Source organism: Microcoleus sp., assembly GCF_041354475.1.
Taxonomy (GTDB): Bacteria; Cyanobacteriota; Cyanobacteriia; order Cyanobacteriales; family Microcoleaceae; genus Microcoleus.
Genome location: NZ_JBGJZU010000004.1, coordinates 113,507 through 132,009, shown reverse-complemented (window position 1 = coordinate 132,009; position 18,503 = coordinate 113,507). Strand labels below are relative to the sequence as shown.

Sequence of the window (18,503 nt, the reverse complement as noted above, 5' to 3'; positions counted from 1 at the left end):
TTAGTCTAGTTCATTTTCGAGAATAGTGGCGATCGCACTTTTAGCATTATCCTGAAACTCCTGCACATCAACCCTTCCCAACAGCCAAACAGCCACCACCATACCCAGCGCCGGCACCATAAACACCAACCCATAAGCCAGCATCGGCACCCCAAACAAACTCCTGCCAAAATCCAAAATAGCACCACCGCTAACCGTCGCTACACCCCGCGCCATAGCCTGAGACAAACCCCAAGCCCCAATAAAAGTCCCCGCAGTTTCCGCCGCAGTCAAATCCAACATCAAACTCAAAGCCCCCGTCGTCGTAATACCCGAAGCCAGCCCAAACAACATTAAAGCCAACTTAAACAAAATCGGATTACCAGTAAATCCCGATAAAATAATTAAACCAAAACAAACCGCCACCGCCAAACAGCCCAACCTAATCGTATTTTGCTTACCAATTCGCGGCACAATCAAAAAACCCGTGGCGCTTAAACCAAACAGCACACCAGTACCATAAATAGCATTCAACCGCGTAGTTTCCGAAATCGGCATCTTAAAAATTTCCCCGCCATAAGGTTCCAAAACCGCATCCTGCATAAACAAACAAATTGTCATAATCAGCAGGAAAGTAAAAAATAAACCCGTTTGGCGACTAGCAGTCAAAATCCGCAACGCACTTCCCAGAGTAATCTTATCTTCTCGATTAACTGCCGACGATCGCAATCCATAGCGCGAATACTTTTTCTCAACCCCAAAAGTAGAAACCCCCACCAAAAACAAAACCAGCGCCGGCACCTTCACAAACAAACCATTAATCGAAGCCTGCAAAACCTCCCGTGGGACATCCCCATCAATTTGTTTAAGCAAACCGCTGCTAACAATCGCCCCAATAATAATACCAACCATCAACATCGACCACACAACACCAACCAACTTGGATCTATCTTCCTCATCCGAAACATCCACCAACAAAGCAGCAAAAGGAGTCGAACTCGAACAAATCGCAATACCATAAACTGCAAAAATCAAACCCAACAAACCCACCCAACCATAGGTAGGAGTAGTCCATCCCACAGCCTGCAAACTATCGCCTAAGCGCCACATCACCTGCACCGCCAAAAAAGCCGAAATCACAAACAAAAACCCACCCAGCCACACATAACCAGTGCGGTGATGGCCAAACAAAGGCTTAGCATCAGACATTTGTCCAAACCACACCCTAGCCGGGGCGACAAACTGGTGCATAGCCAGAGTAGCAGCCACCACAGTAGCCGGAATCGCCAACTCCTTAATCATCACCCGATTGAGCACCCCCAGGGTCAAAATCGACATCATACCCAACCCCATCTGAAACAAGCCCAGGCGGAACATAGTCAGCAGGTTAACCCTTTTGAACCCAACAGTGGCAGAATCTGTTAATCTTGAATCTGGTAAACCGTCGATCGACATAACTATTCAAATAAATACAACATTTGGATTTATCGTACCTGAGATATCGCAACTCGTCCCCATTCTTTCCCAGGCTAGAAGCTGAAATCGGATTATTCGTATAAATTCATATAAAAATAAAGAGAATCAATAACTGTGGATTTACCAACCGTGACAACCATTACCCTAGGACAAAACGGCCCCGCCGTCATTCCCCTCTGCGTCGGAACTTGGGCTTGGGGGGATAAGCTATTTTGGAATTATGGCAGCAACTACGGCCCGGCAGAAGTAGAAGCAGCATTCAAAACATCCCTAGATGCCGGAGTCAACTTTTTCGACACCGCCGAAGTTTACGGTAACGGCTTGTCTGAAGAATTACTAGGGCAGTTTATCAAAAAAACCAGCCAACCAGTACAAGTAGCCACAAAATTCGGTCCCGTACCTTGGCGCATCACCGGAAAATCAGTTTCCGAAGCCTTGAGTGCTAGCTTAAAACGCTTGCAAGTAGAACAAATAGCCCTCTACCAAGTACACTGGCCCTTCTCATTTTTACTGAGTCAAGAAACCCTAATGAACGCCTTAGCGGATGAAGTGAAAAAAGGCAGAATCCAAGCAGTCGGAGTCAGTAACTACACAGTAGAACAGATGCGCGAAGCCCACAAAATATTAGCAAATAGAGGCGTTCCTTTAGCCACAAATCAAGTCCGTTACTCCTTGCTATCGCGACAAGTAGAAAAACAAGGAATTGTCAGCGCAGCCCGCGAATTAGGAGTCACAATTTTAGCTTATAGTCCCTTAGCCCAAGGATTGCTCACAGGCAAATATAGTGCAGAAGAACAACCTACAGGTGCTCGTAAATTTGACTCGCGCTTCAGCAAAACAGGCCTCAAAAATATCGAATTAGTCATGTCCACTCTGCGGAAAATGGGCAAAAAGCGCGATCGCACCCCAGCCCAAGTAGCCCTCAACTGGCTAATCGCTCAAAAGGGAGTCATCCCCATTCCCGGCGCAAAAACAGCAAAACAAGCCGCAGAAAATGCCGGTGCATTAGGCTGGACTTTGAGCCAAGATGAAGTCAACCAACTAGAATTAATGACTCGTCCTTGGCAAGAATCAATCAGTTGATTTTTGACTGATGACGGTTAAGTGTTCACTGTAGGTTCGGTTTGAATTCCCTCTACCTAACCTACAGTTCATGGCAGCATCCCGATTTGGTAAGGGCGAAGCATTCCGGCTATAAATCTCTGGTTATCACTAATAAATTTTCTGCCGTCAGGCTTCGCCCCTAGGAATATATTTGAAAAACACAGATGCACCCCAGTTCATTTTTTTGACTCTTCCTTCTTACGCTGATATAAAATCCTCTCTTCTCTTCCTTCGCGTCCTTAGCGCCTTCGCGGTTAAATCATTCCGATACAACCGGAATTGATATGACTCATGACTGCTGACTACTGATTTATTTTTTATGAAAAAACCGTTAAAATTTAAATTACTGGCGATCGCACTATTGCTATGCTTATCACATACATTAACGGCTTGTAGTTTCCTCAAAAAACCCTTTGAACTGCCCCCATCAGCAACACAAGAACCCTGGCCAGTTCAAACAGGCCTCCGAGTCAACATCCTTCGCGACAACATACCCATTGTTAACCGCATAGTTTTAGTACCAGACGAAGCCACATTCTTAGCAGCTATCCAAAAATGGAACCTCAAAGGACATTGGCCAATTCTGATCGAAGATAACAAATATACGCCCATGTTTCTCCATCGCTTCCAAGCCGATGAAATAGTCCGTTTACCCAGCATCAAACAGCAACTGCCAAAAACTCAAAAACTTCAACAATTGATGCTGAAGGCATCAGCAGCAGCCTGGAATTGCACAGATTCTCAAACTTTAAAAGCCAAATGGATAGAGTTGGGCTGGGAACCGCCAGGAGTAGTAATCACATCGGAAAATGACCCAGCAAGGACAGCAGCAGTCGCCTTAGCCGCCGCCCGCGGTCAACCTTTAGTATTTTTAGAAGGTAACTTCGGAAAGCCTAATGATACTCTCAATCAGCAACAGTGGCAAACTCTGCAAACCGCAGTTACCACAGCAGTCGAATCTACTGGATATGTTTATGCTCAACTCGGCGATGCGATCGACACTTTGACCATGGTACGCCAATTAGCAGTCAAATATCAATCCCCAGACCAACCAGACGAACAATTAGCCGTTACTGACGGTTTGGGGCGTCACCCCAACGGCGATCGCTGGGCTGTCGCCGGCTGGATTTACGGTGCCTCAGTGCGATCGATTTATCAAGTCATGTGTTCCATATTTCTCGATGCTCAAACAGCTATGCTTTATGATAGTTACCCCCAGGAAGGAAGTTGGGCAAAATATGAAATGAACTCAGCAGCTAGCGGATTAAAAACACTAGATTTGGAAGTAGAATTAGTGGAAAAACCCGAATCTAGCCTCAACACATGGCGAACTTTAGCATCAAAACCCTGGGAATTTGACTTGATTTTGATGAATTCCAAAGGCTATCCAAATTCATTCCAAGTTGGCAACGGCGATGCTTTAGTAAAAGACATCCCACAACTCAAATTTCCCGCAGTTGTACACATGATACACAGTTGGTCTGCCGCAGCACCAGATGATAAAAACACCGTTGCTGGACGGTGGTTAGAAAATGGCGCTTATACCTATGTTGGTAGTGTTAATGAACCTTTGTTATCGGCATTTATTCCGCCGAAATTAATCGTGGATCGACTTTTGCGATCGGCTCCATTTTTAATCGCAGCGCGGCAACTACAATCAGCTCCCTGGAAAATTACAACTATGGGAGATCCCCTAATGTCGATCGGCAAACCGAAACCAAGAATTCCGCCTACTCAACAACCAATCTAAACAACACTCTAAATGCGTAAATATACTCAAGCCACCTTCTTGCCCAATTCCTGAAAGATTAAATGTAGTGAGGCATACAATCTCCCACTCAAATTAGGAGCTACTCTGTTAAGTGCCTTTCCCACCAAGTCACCACCACAAAAAATCTTCTTTAAAATCACTCTTAATTTAGTTGTCAATTCCCCTAAAATCACTCAAAATTAAAATAAGAAATAAAATGTAATATTTATCTAAATTCTTACAGAAGAATTAATCCCTAAATGAGACTCCTCCATCCTGTAGACTTGGAGCCGCCCGGCCCAACCGCACAAACTCCCGATGCTTCCCTGCTGAGCCCGATATTCAACCGCTTGCACCCCAGTCCCGAAACCCTCTTGCTCATCCTCTCCCTAGTCATCGGGGGAGTCACTGGTGCAGGTGTCATCACTTTTCACTATCTCATCCATCTGATCCACACCCTGATGCTGGAAGACTTCATGGGGGTAATTTCCTCTTCAGGGCCTTGGACACTAGCCTGCATTCCCACCCTGGGCGGAGTCGTCATCGGCTTAATGCGCTGGCGGTTTCGGGATTTTGGCCCCAATATGTCTTCCCTCATCGCAGCCACTCGCGGGTTGCAAGAACTATCCCCCCTCAAACCCATCACTAAAATGGTGGCCGCCTCCGTTTCCCTAGGCACCGGCGCTTCCCTGGGCCCAGAAGCCCCCAGCGTCGAAATCGGTGCCAACTTTGGAATGCTGCTGGCTCAAGTTTTGCAACTTTCCCCAGAACGGCAGCGCTTGCTCCTGGGTGCTGGCGCCGCTGCGGGTTTATCAGCCGGGTTCAACGCTCCCATCGCTGGAGTATTCTTTGCCTTAGAAGTTGTGCTCGGCAGCACTTTTGCTACCTCGTCAGTGAGCGTTGTTTTGCTAGCAGCCGTAGTATCGGCACTTCTAGCTCAAATTTGTTTAGGATCTCAACCGGCTTTTGCTCTGCCAGTCTACGATGTGCGTAGTCCCTTAGAATTGCCTTTTTACATGGGATTGGGGCTTTTGGCTAGCGTAGTGTCCCTAGCCTACACTGAGGCAATTCAACTGGCAGAACGCTGTTTTCAAGGAAAAGTCCGAGGATTTGCTTGGCTGGGACGATTGCCGCGGCCTGTGCACCCCATCATCGGTGGTGCTTGCGTCGGTTTAGTAGCTTTGGTGCTACCTCAAGTTTTGGGGGTTGGCTATGAAACAGTCCAAGCCATGCTTCAAGATGTTGAGTTTTCTTTGCCTTTGCTGCTGCTGTTGTTGTTTGTGAAACTGGCGGTGACAGCAATCAGCCTCGGTAGCGGTTTGGTTGGTGGCATTTTTGCTCCGGCGATGTTTTTGGGTGCTTCCCTGGGTTCGGCCTATGGCATCTTTTTGACGATGGTGCCTGCCTTGGCCGATCGCGTTGCTGGACCTCCTGCCTATGCCATGGTGGGAATGGCTGCGGTGCTCGCCGGTAGTGCTAGAGCGCCTTTGACAGCCATTCTGTTGATGTTTGAATTGACTAGAGATTACCGGATTGTTTTGCCTTTGATGGCAGCAGTCGGATTGAGTGTTTGGCTGGTGGAGTGTGTTAATCGTCGATCGCAAGCCCACAGCCTCAACCTTCAGCAAATGGGCGTAGATGTGGCCGTGAATACACCGATTAAGGCAAGGGAACAGTTGCAGGATTGGGAAGATGCTCTGGGCGATCGCATTGTCACCGAACTGATTTCTTGCCAAATTCCGATCGATGAGGAACACCACAGTGATGAGCCTGTGTTGGCCATGGCTAATGCACATTTGCCGGAAAATATCAAGCTATCACCTGAAACAAAATCAGCAGTTTGACAGAGATAAAATACTAATGTTACCTCTACCACCTAATTCAAACTATGATATTTATCAACCCAAAAACCGATTACGCCTTCAAAAAAATATTCGGTTCCTCCGAAAGCAAAGACATTCTGATTAGCTTTCTCAACGCCTTGATTTATGAAGGAAATTCCACCATTCAAGACTTAGAAATAATCAATCCAAATCTGCCCCCAAAAGTAGAAGGATTAAAAGATAGTTATCTGGATGTCAAAGCCAAGCTCAATAATGGCACTTTAGTAATTATTGAAATGCAAGTGCTCAACGTCCAGTCTTTTGGGAAGCGGGTTTTTTACAATGCAGCTAAGACTTATGCTTTCCAATTACAAGCAGCCCAAGGGTATCGACTGTTGAAGCCAGTGATTGCTTTAACAATTACTGACTTTGAAATGTTTCCTGAGAGTGAGGATTTTAGTTCTAGATTTGTGTTAAAAGAAGTAAATAAAAACTTTACTTATCCCGAAAACGACCTAGATTTAGTGTTTGTAGAGTTGCCGAAATTTACTAAAGAAGAAGACCAACTGGAAACTCTGGCAGATAAATGGATTTATTTCATGAAAAATGCGAGAAGTTTGACATCAGTCCCAGAAACAATGGATAGTATACCGGAAATACATCAAGCTTTTGATATTGCAAATCAAGCCCGGTTGAGCCGCGAGGAATTGGAAGATTTGGACAGAAGAGAACAGTTTATTTATGACCAACAGGGGGCGATTATTAAAGCTGTTCAGGAAGGCATAGAACAAGGCATAGAACAAGGGATGCGAGAAAAGGCGATCGCGATCGCCCAACAGTTACTTTCACGGCTAGACGATCGAACCATCAGCCAAACTACAGGGCTTAGCGTTGAGGATGTACGCAATTTGCGATCGGGCGATTCCTAGCCCTTCCTGCCAGGATAAACTGATTTAATTATTAACCTACTACATTCCAATTATGATATTTATCAACCCAAAAACCGATTACGCTTTCAAAAAAATATTCGGTTCATCAGAAAGCAAAGATATTCTAATCAGCTTTCTCAACGCCTTGATTTATGAAGGAAATTCCACCATTCAAGACTTAGAAATAATCAACCCAAATCTGCCCCCAAAAGTAGAAGGATTAAAAGATAGTTATCTGGATGTCAAAGCCAAGCTCAATAATGGCACTTTAGTAATTATTGAAATGCAAGTGCTCAACGTCCAGTCTTTTGGGAAGCGGGTTTTTTACAATGCAGCTAAGACTTATGCTTTCCAATTACAAGCAGCCCAAGGGTATCGACTGTTGAAGCCAGTGATTGCTTTAACAATTACTGACTTTGAAATGTTTCCTGAGAGTGAGGATTTTAGTTCTAGATTTGTGTTAAAAGAAGTAAATAAAAACTTTACTTATCCCGAAAACGACCTAGATTTAGTGTTTGTAGAGTTGCCGAAATTTACTAAAGAAGAAGACCAACTGGAAACTCTGGCAGATAAATGGATTTATTTCATGAAAAATGCGAGAAGTTTGACATCAGTCCCAGAAACAATGGATAGTATACCGGAAATACATCAAGCTTTTGATATTGCAAATCAAGCCAGATTAAGCCGCGAGGAATTGGAAGATTTGGACAGAAGAGAACAGTTTATTTATGACCAACAGGGGGCGATTATTAAAGCTGTTCAGGAAGGCATCGAACAAGGCATAGAACAAGGCAAGCGAGAAGAGAAGTTGGCGATCGCCAGACAATTACTTTCACAGCTAGATAATGCCACGATTAGCCAAGTTACCGGGCTTAGCGTGGAGGATATAGGGAATTTGCGGGGCGATTCATAGTTTAAAGTAATTGGGCAGAGCAACTGAAATATGCACAAAATATCCCCAGTGTGGAGTTTACCCGATCGCTCCGTGAGTCAGAAATATCAAACCCACCATCAACCCCTCGACATCACAAACAGTGGCGCAACCCTCAACTCTGGGCTAAAATAATCAAAAATTATCAACCACAAGCCCAGAGGCGCTCTCGGTGACTCCGAACGAGGCAAAAGCCAACAGCACAAGTCAGAAAATGCCAGGAAAAGCCCCCTTGGGTTCTAGTTACTACGGCTTATTAGGGCTGCATCCTTCCGCATCCGCCATCGAAATTCGGCGATCGTACCGGGAACTGAGTAAACTCTACCATCCCGATACCACCGACTTGCCACCCACAGTCGCTACCGCCAAATTTCAGCAGCTTAACAACGCCTACGCCACCCTCAGCAACCCAGAACGCCGCCTCGCCTACGACCTCAAAATCGGCTATTCTCGCATGAACGTGATTCAGCAGCCCCCTGGCTTCGATACTCCCGTTTCCCAATCGCGGGAAAAAAATTTCAACTCGGCTTACCTCGATCCCACGGATCGCCCCCTTTCTCCGGGAGAAATATTCGCCCTGTTTATCATGGGGGCTACTTTAATCGGATGTTTGATGCTGGCGATCGCGATCGGGCTAATTCGTGGTAATTGACAACTAAAAGTTCTAAATTAAAAATTAACCACTGTTTTCCCAATTCCCTCCCTCATTCCCCCCTTGGGGCCAGGGCGGTTGCCCAATTCCCCATTCCCCATTCCCAATTCCCAATTCCCCATTCCCCATTTCCTCCCTCATTCCCCATTTCCTCCCTGATTCCCCCCTTGGGGGGGGCTGGGGGGGGTTGCCCCATTCCCCATTCCCCATTCCTTATGACTCTTCCTTCCGCTGACACCCCTTTATACAACCATCCACTCCCAGAAATCGAGCAGTGGCTAAAAAGCCGTGGCTGCGAGCAAAACCTGCGGGAGCTCCACTGCTGGAACATCGATCGACCTGCATGGAAAGCAGAACTCGCCCTGGAAATTGACCAACTCACCATCCGCTACATCAATGCCGGAAACGACGGCCAAGATATTCAGCGCTTTTTCAAATACTCTCTCTCCCGTCAGGATATCGAAGAAGCAGTGTTTTCAGGGCCATGATTCGATTTTAGATTTTAGATTTTGGATTGAAGAATAGATTTTAAGGTGGGAAATACAGACAAAAATCTGCATTTATGCTGCATTTATTCTGTACATTCACCTTTCCAATAATGCTTGTGGAACAGGCATCTTGCCTGTTCAAAACTAGCTTTTTTGGAGATAGCTAATCAATCAATTAATCTAAAATCCAAAATCTAAAATCCAAAATCGTTAGACTTTCCCAAATCGGCGGCTGCGTTTCTGATAAGTAGACAAAGCACGGTGAAACTCTGATCGATCAAAATCAGGCCATAGCGTCTCAGTAATATAAATTTCCGAATACGCCATTTGCCACAACAGAAAATTGCTCAATCGCATTTCCCCACTCGTCCGAATCAACAAATCCGGGTCGCAAACATCCGCAGTATACAGATAGCGTTTAAATAAAACCTCATCAATGTCAGAAGGCTGCAACTTACCCTCCTGCACCTGAGTCGCGATCGCCCTACAGGCCTGCACAATCTCTTGACGCCCCCCGTAATTCGTCGCCACCGTAAACCGAATTCCCTGATTATGTTGAGTTGCAGCCACCGAACGCTCAATTTCCGCCTGCAAAGACATGGGCAAAGCCTGCAAATTCCCCATAAATTGGATTTGCACGTCCTCGTCCACCATTTCCCGCAATTCTTGTCGCAACTTTCCCTCAAACAGACTCATTAAAAAATCCACCTCCCCGGCCGGCCGGCCCCAATTTTCCGTGGAAAAAGCATAGGCCGTCAAAGCTGGAATTCCCCAATCTTTGCAACAGCGCAGCAATTCCTTAAGCACGCTAGCCCCTCGACGGTGGCCCGCAATCCTCGGCAACCCCTTATTCTTTGCCCAGCGACCGTTCCCGTCCATAATCACCGCTATGTGCTTAGGCAGCCGTTCTTGTTCCAGATCCTCCGGCAGTTCTTGCAAGCAAATTCCTTGACTCATTTTTTCTCCCGATTAGCCGATGACGAACGGCGCAGTATCTGCTTTAAAAGTGTCCATCCCTTCAATCCTATCTGGCGTCCGAGATGACCGATCGGAATTGGGGTGACAGTTCTTTCTCCCTCCGACGGAAACAACTTCGCCTCCAGCAACTCTTTCAATTTGTTGCTTGTCAAAGGTCGATTTAAAGTTCCCATCTGGGCTAAAGAAATAGAACCCGTTTCCTCAGACACCACCACGCACACGCAAGCTTGCACCCGTTCGGTAATTCCCATTGCCGCCCGGTGGCGGGTTCCCAACTGTCGCGACGCGCTGCGATCGGATAGGGGCAAAATTACCCCAGCCGACACGATCCGCGAAGCTCTAATCAAAACAGCCCCATCATGGAGCAAAGTTTGTGGTTGAAAAATAGTCTGCAACAATTCCTTAGATACTTCAGCATTCAGCTTCACTCCCGGAACTGAAAAATCGCGATCGTCGATCGGAGCATCTGTTTCTACAATTAGTAAAGCGCCCGTGCGGTTTTGCGAAAGTTCTTTTACTGCGTCCACAATTTCATCTATTACGCTATCCGGTTCAGGAGTAGGTCGGCGATCGCGTCCAAACAATTGTCTAATTTCCCCCCGACCCAATTGTTCCAGAAATCGGCGAAATTCTGACTGCAATATTACCGCCATTGCCACAGCCGAACCTGTCACCAAGCTGTTGAGGGCAACGTGCAACAGTCTCAATCCAGCCCAGTTGCTCACCGCCGCCGCCAGCATCAAAATAATAAATCCCCGTACCATCCACAGCGTCCGGCGCTCCCCAACAATGACGAGCACCAAATACGCAAGAGCAAATACCAATCCAATATCGATCGCCTGAATCAATAAGGACTGAATAAGGCCAAAGTCATAGCCAGATTGTTGATTGTTCATGGTTCATCGAACCTTACCGCCTGTGAACCGCGAACTATGATGCACTCGAACCCGTGAACCATGAACAGTTGTTATTCCAATCGCGTGACTGAACAAGCAAAAAATCAAAATTTAAAAGACGATAGTCAAAAATTCCTTTTTAATTATCTTTCTTTTTACTTTTTACTTTTTACTTTTTACTTTTTAACACCGAGTCTTTCAGGAAGACGGTCAAACCTTAGCAAATCCTCGTCAGTTTCCCGCTGTACGATCGTGTTAACTTCTCCATTTTTCACCAAAACCGCCGCCGGTCTGGGGACTCGGTTGTAATTAGAAGCCATGCTGTAATTGTATGCTCCTGTAGCCGTGACCACAAGGATATCTCCCGGCTGACACTTTGGCAATTTAGCATCTTTAATCACAATATCGCCTGATTCGCAGTGTTTGCCAGCAACTGTCACTGTTTCCGTTAAGGGAGCAGACATTTTGTTGGCTGCGAGGACTCGATAAACTGATTGGTAGGTAATTGGACGTGGATTGTCCGACATACCGCCATCCACTGATAAATACGTCCGCACTCCCGGAATGACTTTTTCAGAGCCCACGGTATAAGCTGTGACGCAGGCTGTACCTACGAGCGATCGCCCTGGTTCGCAAAGCAATTTAGGTAATGGCAAGTGGTGTCGATCGCAAGCTGCTACCACTGCGGAGCAAATTGTCTGTGCCCAATCTTGAATGCTAGGAGGATCGTCCGTTTCAGTATAGCGAATGCCCAACCCGCCGCCAATATTAATTTCTGTCGCTGGCAAATCATAACTACGTGCTTTTGTCAAGGCCTCAATTATGACTTCGGCTAAATCATGATGAGGTTGCACTTCAAAAATCTGAGAGCCGATGTGAGCGTGTACTCCCACGCACGATAACGACGGCTCCTCGCTGATAAATTTAAAAACTTCACCCAGAGAGTTGGGATCGAAGCCAAATTTACTGTCGATTTGACCAGTTTTAATGTAATCGTGAGTGTGACACTCAATTCCTGGGGTAAACCTAACCATAACTCGTGTCGGCTCACCTGCTTTGTGAGAGACACCCAATTTTCCCAACTCTGCTAGAGTCTTTAAATCCCACCAATTGTCTGCGACGATGGTGCAGCCACTGGTGACAGCTAGTTCGATTTCCGTGCGGGATTTATTATTCCCGTGAAAGTAGATTTTGTCGGGATTCACACCAGCTTGTAGTGCTGTCTTAATTTCTCCAGAAGATACCACATCTATGCCTAAACCTTCCGAAGCCGCGATCGCGCAAACTGCCAAACAACTCCAAGCTTTAGAAGCATAGAGCACTTGAGAAGAACCCGCATAGAATTTTTCAAAAGCCTGTTTGTACTGGCGGCTGGTCGCCCGCAGCGTTTCTTCATCTAAGATGTACAGTGGCGAGCCAAATTGCTCCACCAAAGCTGTCACCTCACAGCCTCCTATTTCTAAACGATCGCGAATGTTAACACTGGCTGTCAGTGGTAACAGTTCTTGATTGGGCGATCGACTTTCCCTGGGTTCTTGAGACTCGGACAGATACTGGAGTCCAGATTCTACCCCGATCGATTGAGTTAATACCATCGCGCCATAACTATCTTTACAGTCTTTCCCAGTGTACAATTGACCGCAAGCAATTGGGTCATCAGCGCCCAGATTGATGCTTTTGACTAAAATCTAAAATCCCCTGTGCGTTTTCTCGAAATTAAACCTCTGACCCCCGAACACCTGCCTGATGCGGTAGAACTCGATCGCCTCTGTTTTGGAGGAATTTGGGCGATCGAAGGCTACAGGCGCGAGTTAGAGAGTCCTAATAGCGATTTATTAGGTTTATGGACCTGGGATGGGGCGGGCACGGGGACACCGCCCCTACAAAACCGGGCGGGCACGGGGACACCGCCCCTACAGGTTCCCCCAACTCTCATCGGTATCGGTTGTTTGTGGGCAATTTTAGAGGAAGCTCACATTATCATGCTGGCAATTCATCCTCAGTTTCAACGTCAGGGTTTGGGACAAGCTCTGCTTTTGGCGTTGCTAAAATCGGCTGGTGACAGACAATTAGAGCGATCGACTTTGGAAGTGCGGGAATCGAATTTGGCGGCAGTTTCTCTGTACAAAAAGTTTGGTTTTAAAGAGGCTGGACGGCGGAAACGATACTACGAAGACACTGGAGAAGATGCTCTGGTAATGTGGCGCAGCGGTCTGGAAAAACCGGAATTTCAGCAATATTTGGCGGTTGAGAAAGTGCAGATGTGCGCTCGGCTGAATCAGAAAAAATGGCATTGGGCGATCGATAATTTTGAGTTATAGATGCGGGTGAGTGAAATAAATTGTGCCTCTAATTAATAATTTTTGGAAAAAAAAGACACCGCCCAGATTTGGTAGAGGCGGGTTTAGGAGATAATTGTAAATTTACAGCAAATTTCAGATCGATCGAGTACACCCCAGAAACCCGGTTTCGCATACCCACAAACTTGAAAATCCCTGTATAACTGAGCACTGTCAAAGACCATGTTGTCATGATATAGTGCCACATATCTTTAAATAATCTGAATTGAAGTTGTGAAACTTCAAGCTGAGAAAAGAATCTAAATCCTGTTTAAGGCTAAAGTGAATCATGAATACTAGGAACTTAGATGACCAGGTAGAAGAAAGTACCGAAAAAGGAGCGATCGAAGTTGCAGGTAAATTCCCGGATGCAGCCACAAGAACTTCTGCGAATTCACAAACAGAATTCAATAACGTTTTATACCTACCTAGACATTGACTTTGCAGCGAGTAAACGTAAAGTAACTTCAACTGTGAAGTATCTAGTTTACGGGTGGATGGCAGTGCGATGGATAATTGGGCTGTTATTAATATTTTCGGGATTTTTGTATCAAAGCGAAGCCGATTTGTACAAAGTTTTGTGGGTGCTGTTTTGGATGGTTCCGCCAGCCCTGACTTCCCCAGTTTTATCCGTGCTTTGGGGCGGTAATCTTTATCCCTCAGCCCTGTTGTCAAGAACGCTATCAATCGTTGCGCCTCTGGCGCTGCTAGCGACATTAAAGGTTGCTAATTTACCCATTAATGTTGACAGCCTGATCTTTTTCGGTATCATTCTAATTTTAGGTCTGGCAATACCGGGTGCGATCGCCCAATTTTGGCGCGACAAATCTCCAGTAGAATCAAACCACCACAGTAAAAACTGGAAATTTATCGGTGTGCTGGCTGTTGCATTCATGGCCTTGGCAACCGGGTTTCAGTTTACTCCGGCAACATTCCTCAGCGATATATTTTCCTCAACAGATACAGCGCGATCGCTAGCTTGTCTGCAACAGCTAGCAATTGCAACTTTGGTTTTTCTTTCAATGCGCGCAGCAGCTACATTAACCTCAGTAGTGACAAAAGGCAAGCTAAGCAAAGCAGAAGCGAGGGATGCTTATATCCTGCTGGTGAATCCAAACTTTTTCCTTTGGGCTGCTCTTTTCATCGGTGTTAGTGCAACTACTTCGGATGTGAAATATGCAGTTTTTTGGGCATCGCTGGGCTTTTTCTGCATACCACTCATTGAGCAGATATTGTTTATGAATTCATTTGGCAATGACATATTGAGAGAAACACTGCGTTCTTCGAGAGTGGCAACAGAAGATATCAAAAAGCTTTTCCTGCAATTGGATACGGATGGAAGTCAGTCGCTCGATCGAGCCGAAATTACGGAGTTGTTAGGGCTAATCGAAGATATGACAACAGGCGAACGCAGCTCTGAAGAAGTCAGGAAATACGTCACTGATTATCTTTTCAACATTCTTGACAGCGATAAAAATGGCACTGTCGATTTAGCAGAGTTAGAAGAGTATGTATCAACCTATGGGTTGGTTGCAAACCTGAACGTCGTCTCTGCTGCTGCATCACCAGTTGGAGCATAATTAAATTATAGCGATCCTAAATGAATTGTGTAATTGTTGTAAGGGCAAACCACCCGTGGCGTGTTTCCTGCACTGCCTTAAGTCAAGTGGCGTATCCTCTCGAAGAAAGCGATGTTTTTGTGAGAAAAAAATAAACTATCTACCCAAAACCTCAGACAGAATAAATGATATGGCGATCGCCCGTAGAAGGGAATCGTGGGCTCACGGAAAAACGTCATATTATCTTTACAACATTTTCTGAGGCGATGACCATTCCTGGTCTACATTTCTCATAAATTCTAGAGACGCGACACCCAAGCGTCTCTACAAAAAGCTGATATCATACCATCAATCTATCTATGAACAATAGTGCTAAAAACCAATAACACCAGCGCATCTGTTGCAGATGCAGAAAAGGATGATTATCCAGGACGTGCCTACTTTGTTAGGCATGGTGAAAGCACCAGCAACGAACGCAACATTTTTGCGGGAGTTTTGGATGTTGCACTCACACCATATGGCAAATTGCAGGCACGCCGTGCAGGCATGGATATTCAAAAAAAAGGTATAAAGTTCGACGCGGTATATGTCTCTCACATGATACGTGCGCGGGAAACCTGTGAAATCGCGCTTGATGTTAGTCAGGCGCTCAGGTCGCCTGATGTCCCCATTCAGATCGACTATCGGATTAGTGAGCGATCGCAGGGCATTTTTACGAAACGTAACAAAAATCTGGTTCGTCTTGCCCTTGGCTACGAAAGTTTTGAAGAAATGTTGCATTCACACAACGAAGCACCTCCTGGTGGCGAGAGGATAACACAAGTTTATTCACGAGTAGCTGCTTTCTATGAGGAGCAGATTGTCCCCCGCTTACAACGGGGGGAAAATATTCTAGTGGTATGCCATGAATATGTACTAGAGCCTTTATCAGTTTATCTAAGCGGTCTACCACCAACTGCTTACAAACGCTTGAAACTCCCTAATGCTAAAGCTCTCAGTCGAGAGGATCTAGTCAAGTTTCGCGACTATGAATCCAGTGGTGTGGCAACCCTGCGTAAAAAGACTAGCGATCTTTCAACCATGTGGGCTATTGCGCTATATGCCATTGCATTTTTGCTTGGCAGCTTTGTAAAAGCAGTCAGCGCTTCAGATGGGATACCGTCAAACTTATTTATAGCAATAACCGTTCAGCTTCCCCTACTATAGCAATCCTAAATGAGTCATAAATATTTTTACCCCACCCCAACCCTCCCCTTACTAAGGTCCGGGAGTAAGAAATTCACAAATGATTTAGGATTGCTATAGTTGTTGCCTAGTTTGATACTGTCCCCGAAGTGACAATCATAGCGATCGCGCATTAATTAAGCTACCTCGCTGGTTTCTTTAACAGCAGATTGACTCGATTGAGCTACATAGATACCGCATAAAATCACGACAAACGCCACCAAGTCAATGAAACCTAAGCGTTCAGAGAAAATTACCCAAGCGAAGATTGAGGCAAGGACTGGCTCGAAAAGCAGCGTGACGGCGACGAACCCTGACGACAGTTGGCTGAGGCTGTAAGCCAAAAGTCCTTGACCCAACACTTGGCACAAGATGGCTTGCAAAATTACGAAAAACCACCCCATCCAGGAATGGGGAAACAATGTTTCTTCGGCGAGTGCGAGGACGGGAAACGCAAACATAGTCGTGAAGGCGCAGCGCCACAGCAATAAGGTTGCCGTGGTAAATCGTTCTCGTAGCAGTTCTAGCAGTATCAGATACGCAGCAAAACAAATCCCCGATAGCAAGGCGAGGGCATTACCTTGTACTTGGTCAGTAGCGAACTGCACGTCCTCCAATCCAATAGCGATCGCTCCCCCCAGTGCCATGATCATGCCAATAATGAATCTGCTGTTATAGCGCCGACCTAATAACAACCACCCCCCCAAACCGACAAACAGTGGGTTCAAACCACAAAATAACGTAACGTTGGCAACGTTGGTTTTAGTCAGCGACAAAGACCATAGGAGAAAGTAGGTCGCTCCGAAAGTTCCCAATGCTACCAATAGCCCCAATTCTCGTCTCGTAAAAGGCTTCTGTTCTACGGGTTGGTTATCAGATTTTTGGCGCTCCCAAGCCTCAAGTCCGCTCAACAACCCAAAGACGATGGCAGCGATCCAGCCACGATGGAATGCTACGGCATTTGAACCTATTTCTCGTTCGCACAATTTGACCAGGATTGGTGCTAAAGATAGGGGGATTAGGCTGGCAAATAATGAAGCTGTTGCGATCCAAGTTGGTGTTCTGGACAACGGTTGCTCTGCTAATTCCAGTTTGGCTGTCATACTTTTTAACAAATGTGTTGACATCTAGTTGTGTAGATTTTTTTTGAGCCAAGTCTTGTTCAGTTGCCGTTGAAACAAACAGTAATAGACATCTCCCAAAAAGCGAGTCTTGAACAGGCAGGCGGTGCCCTGAGCGAAGTCGAAGGGATGCCTGTTCCACAATAATTATGGGAGATGTCTAATGGTGACTACCCGCTCTCTAGCTGATGCAAGCCGGATATCGACAGCAGCTTGGCTAGATACGGCTAGGTATACACCGATGAGAACTAGGACAAAACCTACCCCATTCGAGAAACTTAACTTTTCCCCAAATATTGCCCAAGCCAAAATGCTGCTAAATACTGGCTCTAACAAATGTACTAAGGAGACAACCACTGAGGACAACTGGGCAACGCTATATGTTAAAAGTCCCTGACCTAAAACTTGGCAGACGAGGGCAAGAAAAATGACGAACAGCCACCCATTCACTGAAGAAGGAAAAAGCCGATCGCCAGTGAACACAAGTATGGGCAAGATGGAGAAAGTAGCGATCGCACAAACCCACAACTGAATTGTGATGGGGTCAAATTTGGTTCTCAGTTGTTCTATCACCAGCAGGTATGCACCCAAGAAAACCGCAGAGAGGATGGCTGCTATGCCTCCTGTGACTTCACCAGTGGCGATTTGGATCTGCTCGATTTCAATGGCGATCGCTCCCCCAATGGCGACGACCATCCCAATCAGAAATTGGCGGTTAAAGCCTTGACCGAATAACAACCACGCTCCTAAGCTGGTAAATATCGGGGCGAGATTATGCAGGATTGTCGAGATAGCGATGCTGGTCTGAGTCAGCGACCAAGCTACAAAGGATAAGGTGGCAGCAAAAAAAATCCCAGCACCCAGCAATAGCAAAAGCTCCTGACTGGTGTATGAGTGCTGTTGAACAGGTTTGTCACCAGAAAGTCTCTGACGTATCGCCTTGTATCCTTGCCACAGCCCGAAGACGACACTACCTAGCCAAAGGCGATTAAATATTGTAGCATTGGGGCTGAGTTCAGCTTCACTCCATCTAATGAAGATAGAGCCAAAAGATATGGCGACTACACCGACAAGTAATGAGGCGATCGCCATCGTCGTTTTATTGGATTCATTCATCAGACATCAGAGGTGAAACAAATATCAAACAGAAAAATTTATGATAGGCTGTGAAGCAGCTCTGCTTCGTGGTGGCTGTGAAGCAACTCTGCTTCGTGGCGATCGAGAAGTTTTCTCTAGCAAATCCAGCAGCTAAAT

17 protein-coding genes are annotated in these 18,503 nt (G+C 46.0%); 11 read left to right on the top strand and 6 right to left on the bottom strand.

From position 1 onward, the window contains the following. Positions 1-1,434, bottom strand: a complete 1,434-nt coding sequence (locus tag ACBR23_RS02800) for a BCD family MFS transporter (protein ID WP_371118673.1) — start codon at positions 1,432-1,434, stop codon at positions 1-3. Positions 1,435-1,584: 150 nt separating this feature from the next. Here ACBR23_RS02800 and ACBR23_RS02795 point away from each other — a divergent pair, with 150 nt between their 5' ends. From ACBR23_RS02795 to ACBR23_RS02760, 8 genes are all read left to right on the top strand, one after another. Continuing rightward, positions 1,585-2,538 carry an aldo/keto reductase gene (locus tag ACBR23_RS02795; RefSeq protein ID WP_341735588.1) on the top strand — a complete coding sequence of 318 codons (954 nt, stop codon included), beginning with the start codon at positions 1,585-1,587 and terminating at the stop codon, positions 2,536-2,538. Positions 2,539-2,878: 340 nt separating this feature from the next. Beyond that, entirely contained in the window at positions 2,879-4,309 is a 1,431-nt protein-coding gene (locus tag ACBR23_RS02790) for a hypothetical protein (RefSeq protein WP_371114178.1), read from the top strand. Positions 4,310-4,569: 260 nt separating this feature from the next. After that, positions 4,570-6,153, top strand: a complete 1,584-nt coding sequence (locus ACBR23_RS02785) for a chloride channel protein (RefSeq protein ID WP_371114179.1) — start codon at positions 4,570-4,572, stop codon at positions 6,151-6,153. 44 nt (positions 6,154-6,197) lie between these two features. Further along, positions 6,198-7,061, top strand: coding sequence for an Rpn family recombination-promoting nuclease/putative transposase (locus ACBR23_RS02780; protein ID WP_371118672.1), 864 nt, complete (start codon positions 6,198-6,200; stop codon positions 7,059-7,061). A gap of 52 nt (positions 7,062-7,113) precedes the next feature. Continuing rightward, complete coding sequence (locus tag ACBR23_RS02775; RefSeq protein ID WP_371118670.1) at positions 7,114-7,974, top strand: Rpn family recombination-promoting nuclease/putative transposase; 861 nt, start codon at positions 7,114-7,116, stop codon at positions 7,972-7,974. Positions 7,975-8,004: 30 nt separating this feature from the next. After that, positions 8,005-8,127 (top strand): hypothetical protein, encoded by a 123-nt coding sequence (locus ACBR23_RS02770; protein ID WP_341735454.1) that lies wholly within the window; start codon positions 8,005-8,007, stop codon positions 8,125-8,127. Between the two features lie 37 nt (positions 8,128-8,164). Beyond that, the gene (locus ACBR23_RS02765; RefSeq protein ID WP_371118669.1) at positions 8,165-8,644 is read left to right on the top strand and encodes a J domain-containing protein; all 480 of its coding nucleotides are present in this window, start codon (positions 8,165-8,167) and stop codon (positions 8,642-8,644) included. Positions 8,645-8,859: 215 nt separating this feature from the next. After that, entirely contained in the window at positions 8,860-9,132 is a 273-nt protein-coding gene (locus ACBR23_RS02760; RefSeq protein ID WP_371118668.1) for a DUF3143 domain-containing protein, read from the top strand. A gap of 210 nt (positions 9,133-9,342) precedes the next feature. Here the strand turns inward: ACBR23_RS02760 and ACBR23_RS02755 are convergent, their stop codons facing one another. From ACBR23_RS02755 to lysA, 3 genes are all read right to left on the bottom strand, one after another. Further along, positions 9,343-10,089, bottom strand: a complete 747-nt coding sequence (locus ACBR23_RS02755; protein ID WP_341735458.1) for an isoprenyl transferase — start codon at positions 10,087-10,089, stop codon at positions 9,343-9,345. Further along, positions 10,086-11,006 (bottom strand): diadenylate cyclase CdaA, encoded by a 921-nt coding sequence (cdaA, locus tag ACBR23_RS02750; protein WP_371114187.1) that lies wholly within the window; start codon positions 11,004-11,006, stop codon positions 10,086-10,088. The genes ACBR23_RS02755 and cdaA overlap by 4 nt, the downstream gene beginning before the upstream one ends. Positions 11,007-11,182: 176 nt before the next feature. After that, complete coding sequence (gene lysA / locus ACBR23_RS02745) at positions 11,183-12,601, bottom strand: diaminopimelate decarboxylase (protein WP_371118667.1); 1,419 nt, start codon at positions 12,599-12,601, stop codon at positions 11,183-11,185. A gap of 105 nt (positions 12,602-12,706) precedes the next feature. On the opposite strand from lysA, the gene rimI reads away from it, so the two are divergent. From rimI to ACBR23_RS02730, 3 genes are all read left to right on the top strand, one after another. After that, positions 12,707-13,327 (top strand): ribosomal protein S18-alanine N-acetyltransferase, encoded by a 621-nt coding sequence (gene rimI, locus ACBR23_RS02740; protein WP_371118666.1) that lies wholly within the window; start codon positions 12,707-12,709, stop codon positions 13,325-13,327. A 386-nt stretch (positions 13,328-13,713) separates the two neighbouring features. Further along, positions 13,714-14,925, top strand: a complete 1,212-nt coding sequence (locus tag ACBR23_RS02735; protein ID WP_371118665.1) for an EF-hand domain-containing protein — start codon at positions 13,714-13,716, stop codon at positions 14,923-14,925. Between the two features lie 348 nt (positions 14,926-15,273). Then, positions 15,274-16,110: a histidine phosphatase family protein gene (locus ACBR23_RS02730; RefSeq protein WP_371118664.1), complete on the top strand. Its 837-nt coding sequence runs from the start codon at positions 15,274-15,276 to the stop codon at positions 16,108-16,110. Positions 16,111-16,265: 155 nt separating this feature from the next. Here the strand turns inward: ACBR23_RS02730 and ACBR23_RS02725 are convergent, their stop codons facing one another. Next, positions 16,266-17,231, bottom strand: coding sequence for a DMT family transporter (locus ACBR23_RS02725; RefSeq protein ID WP_341735464.1), 966 nt, complete (start codon positions 17,229-17,231; stop codon positions 16,266-16,268). A 165-nt stretch (positions 17,232-17,396) separates the two neighbouring features. Beyond that, positions 17,397-18,365 carry a DMT family transporter gene (locus tag ACBR23_RS02720; protein ID WP_341735465.1) on the bottom strand — a complete coding sequence of 323 codons (969 nt, stop codon included), beginning with the start codon at positions 18,363-18,365 and terminating at the stop codon, positions 17,397-17,399. Positions 18,366-18,503 lie beyond the last annotated feature (138 nt).

Coding starts and splice junctions, on each gene's coding strand:
- ACBR23_RS02760 (WP_371118668.1), top strand. CDS start 8,860: ATGACTCTTCCTTCCGCTGACACCCCTTTATACAACCATCCACTCCCA.
- ACBR23_RS02770 (WP_341735454.1), top strand. CDS start 8,005: ATGCACAAAATATCCCCAGTGTGGAGTTTACCCGATCGCTCCGTGAGT.
- ACBR23_RS02800 (WP_371118673.1), bottom strand. CDS start 1,434: ATGTCGATCGACGGTTTACCAGATTCAAGATTAACAGATTCTGCCACT.
- ACBR23_RS02720 (WP_341735465.1), bottom strand. CDS start 18,365: ATGAATGAATCCAATAAAACGACGATGGCGATCGCCTCATTACTTGTC.
- ACBR23_RS02790 (WP_371114178.1), top strand. CDS start 2,879: ATGAAAAAACCGTTAAAATTTAAATTACTGGCGATCGCACTATTGCTA.
- ACBR23_RS02735 (WP_371118665.1), top strand. CDS start 13,714: ATGCAGCCACAAGAACTTCTGCGAATTCACAAACAGAATTCAATAACG.
- ACBR23_RS02725 (WP_341735464.1), bottom strand. CDS start 17,231: ATGACAGCCAAACTGGAATTAGCAGAGCAACCGTTGTCCAGAACACCA.
- lysA (WP_371118667.1), bottom strand. CDS start 12,601: ATGGTATTAACTCAATCGATCGGGGTAGAATCTGGACTCCAGTATCTG.
- ACBR23_RS02780 (WP_371118672.1), top strand. CDS start 6,198: ATGATATTTATCAACCCAAAAACCGATTACGCCTTCAAAAAAATATTC.
- ACBR23_RS02775 (WP_371118670.1), top strand. CDS start 7,114: ATGATATTTATCAACCCAAAAACCGATTACGCTTTCAAAAAAATATTC.
- ACBR23_RS02785 (WP_371114179.1), top strand. CDS start 4,570: ATGAGACTCCTCCATCCTGTAGACTTGGAGCCGCCCGGCCCAACCGCA.
- cdaA (WP_371114187.1), bottom strand. CDS start 11,006: ATGAACAATCAACAATCTGGCTATGACTTTGGCCTTATTCAGTCCTTA.
- ACBR23_RS02755 (WP_341735458.1), bottom strand. CDS start 10,089: ATGAGTCAAGGAATTTGCTTGCAAGAACTGCCGGAGGATCTGGAACAA.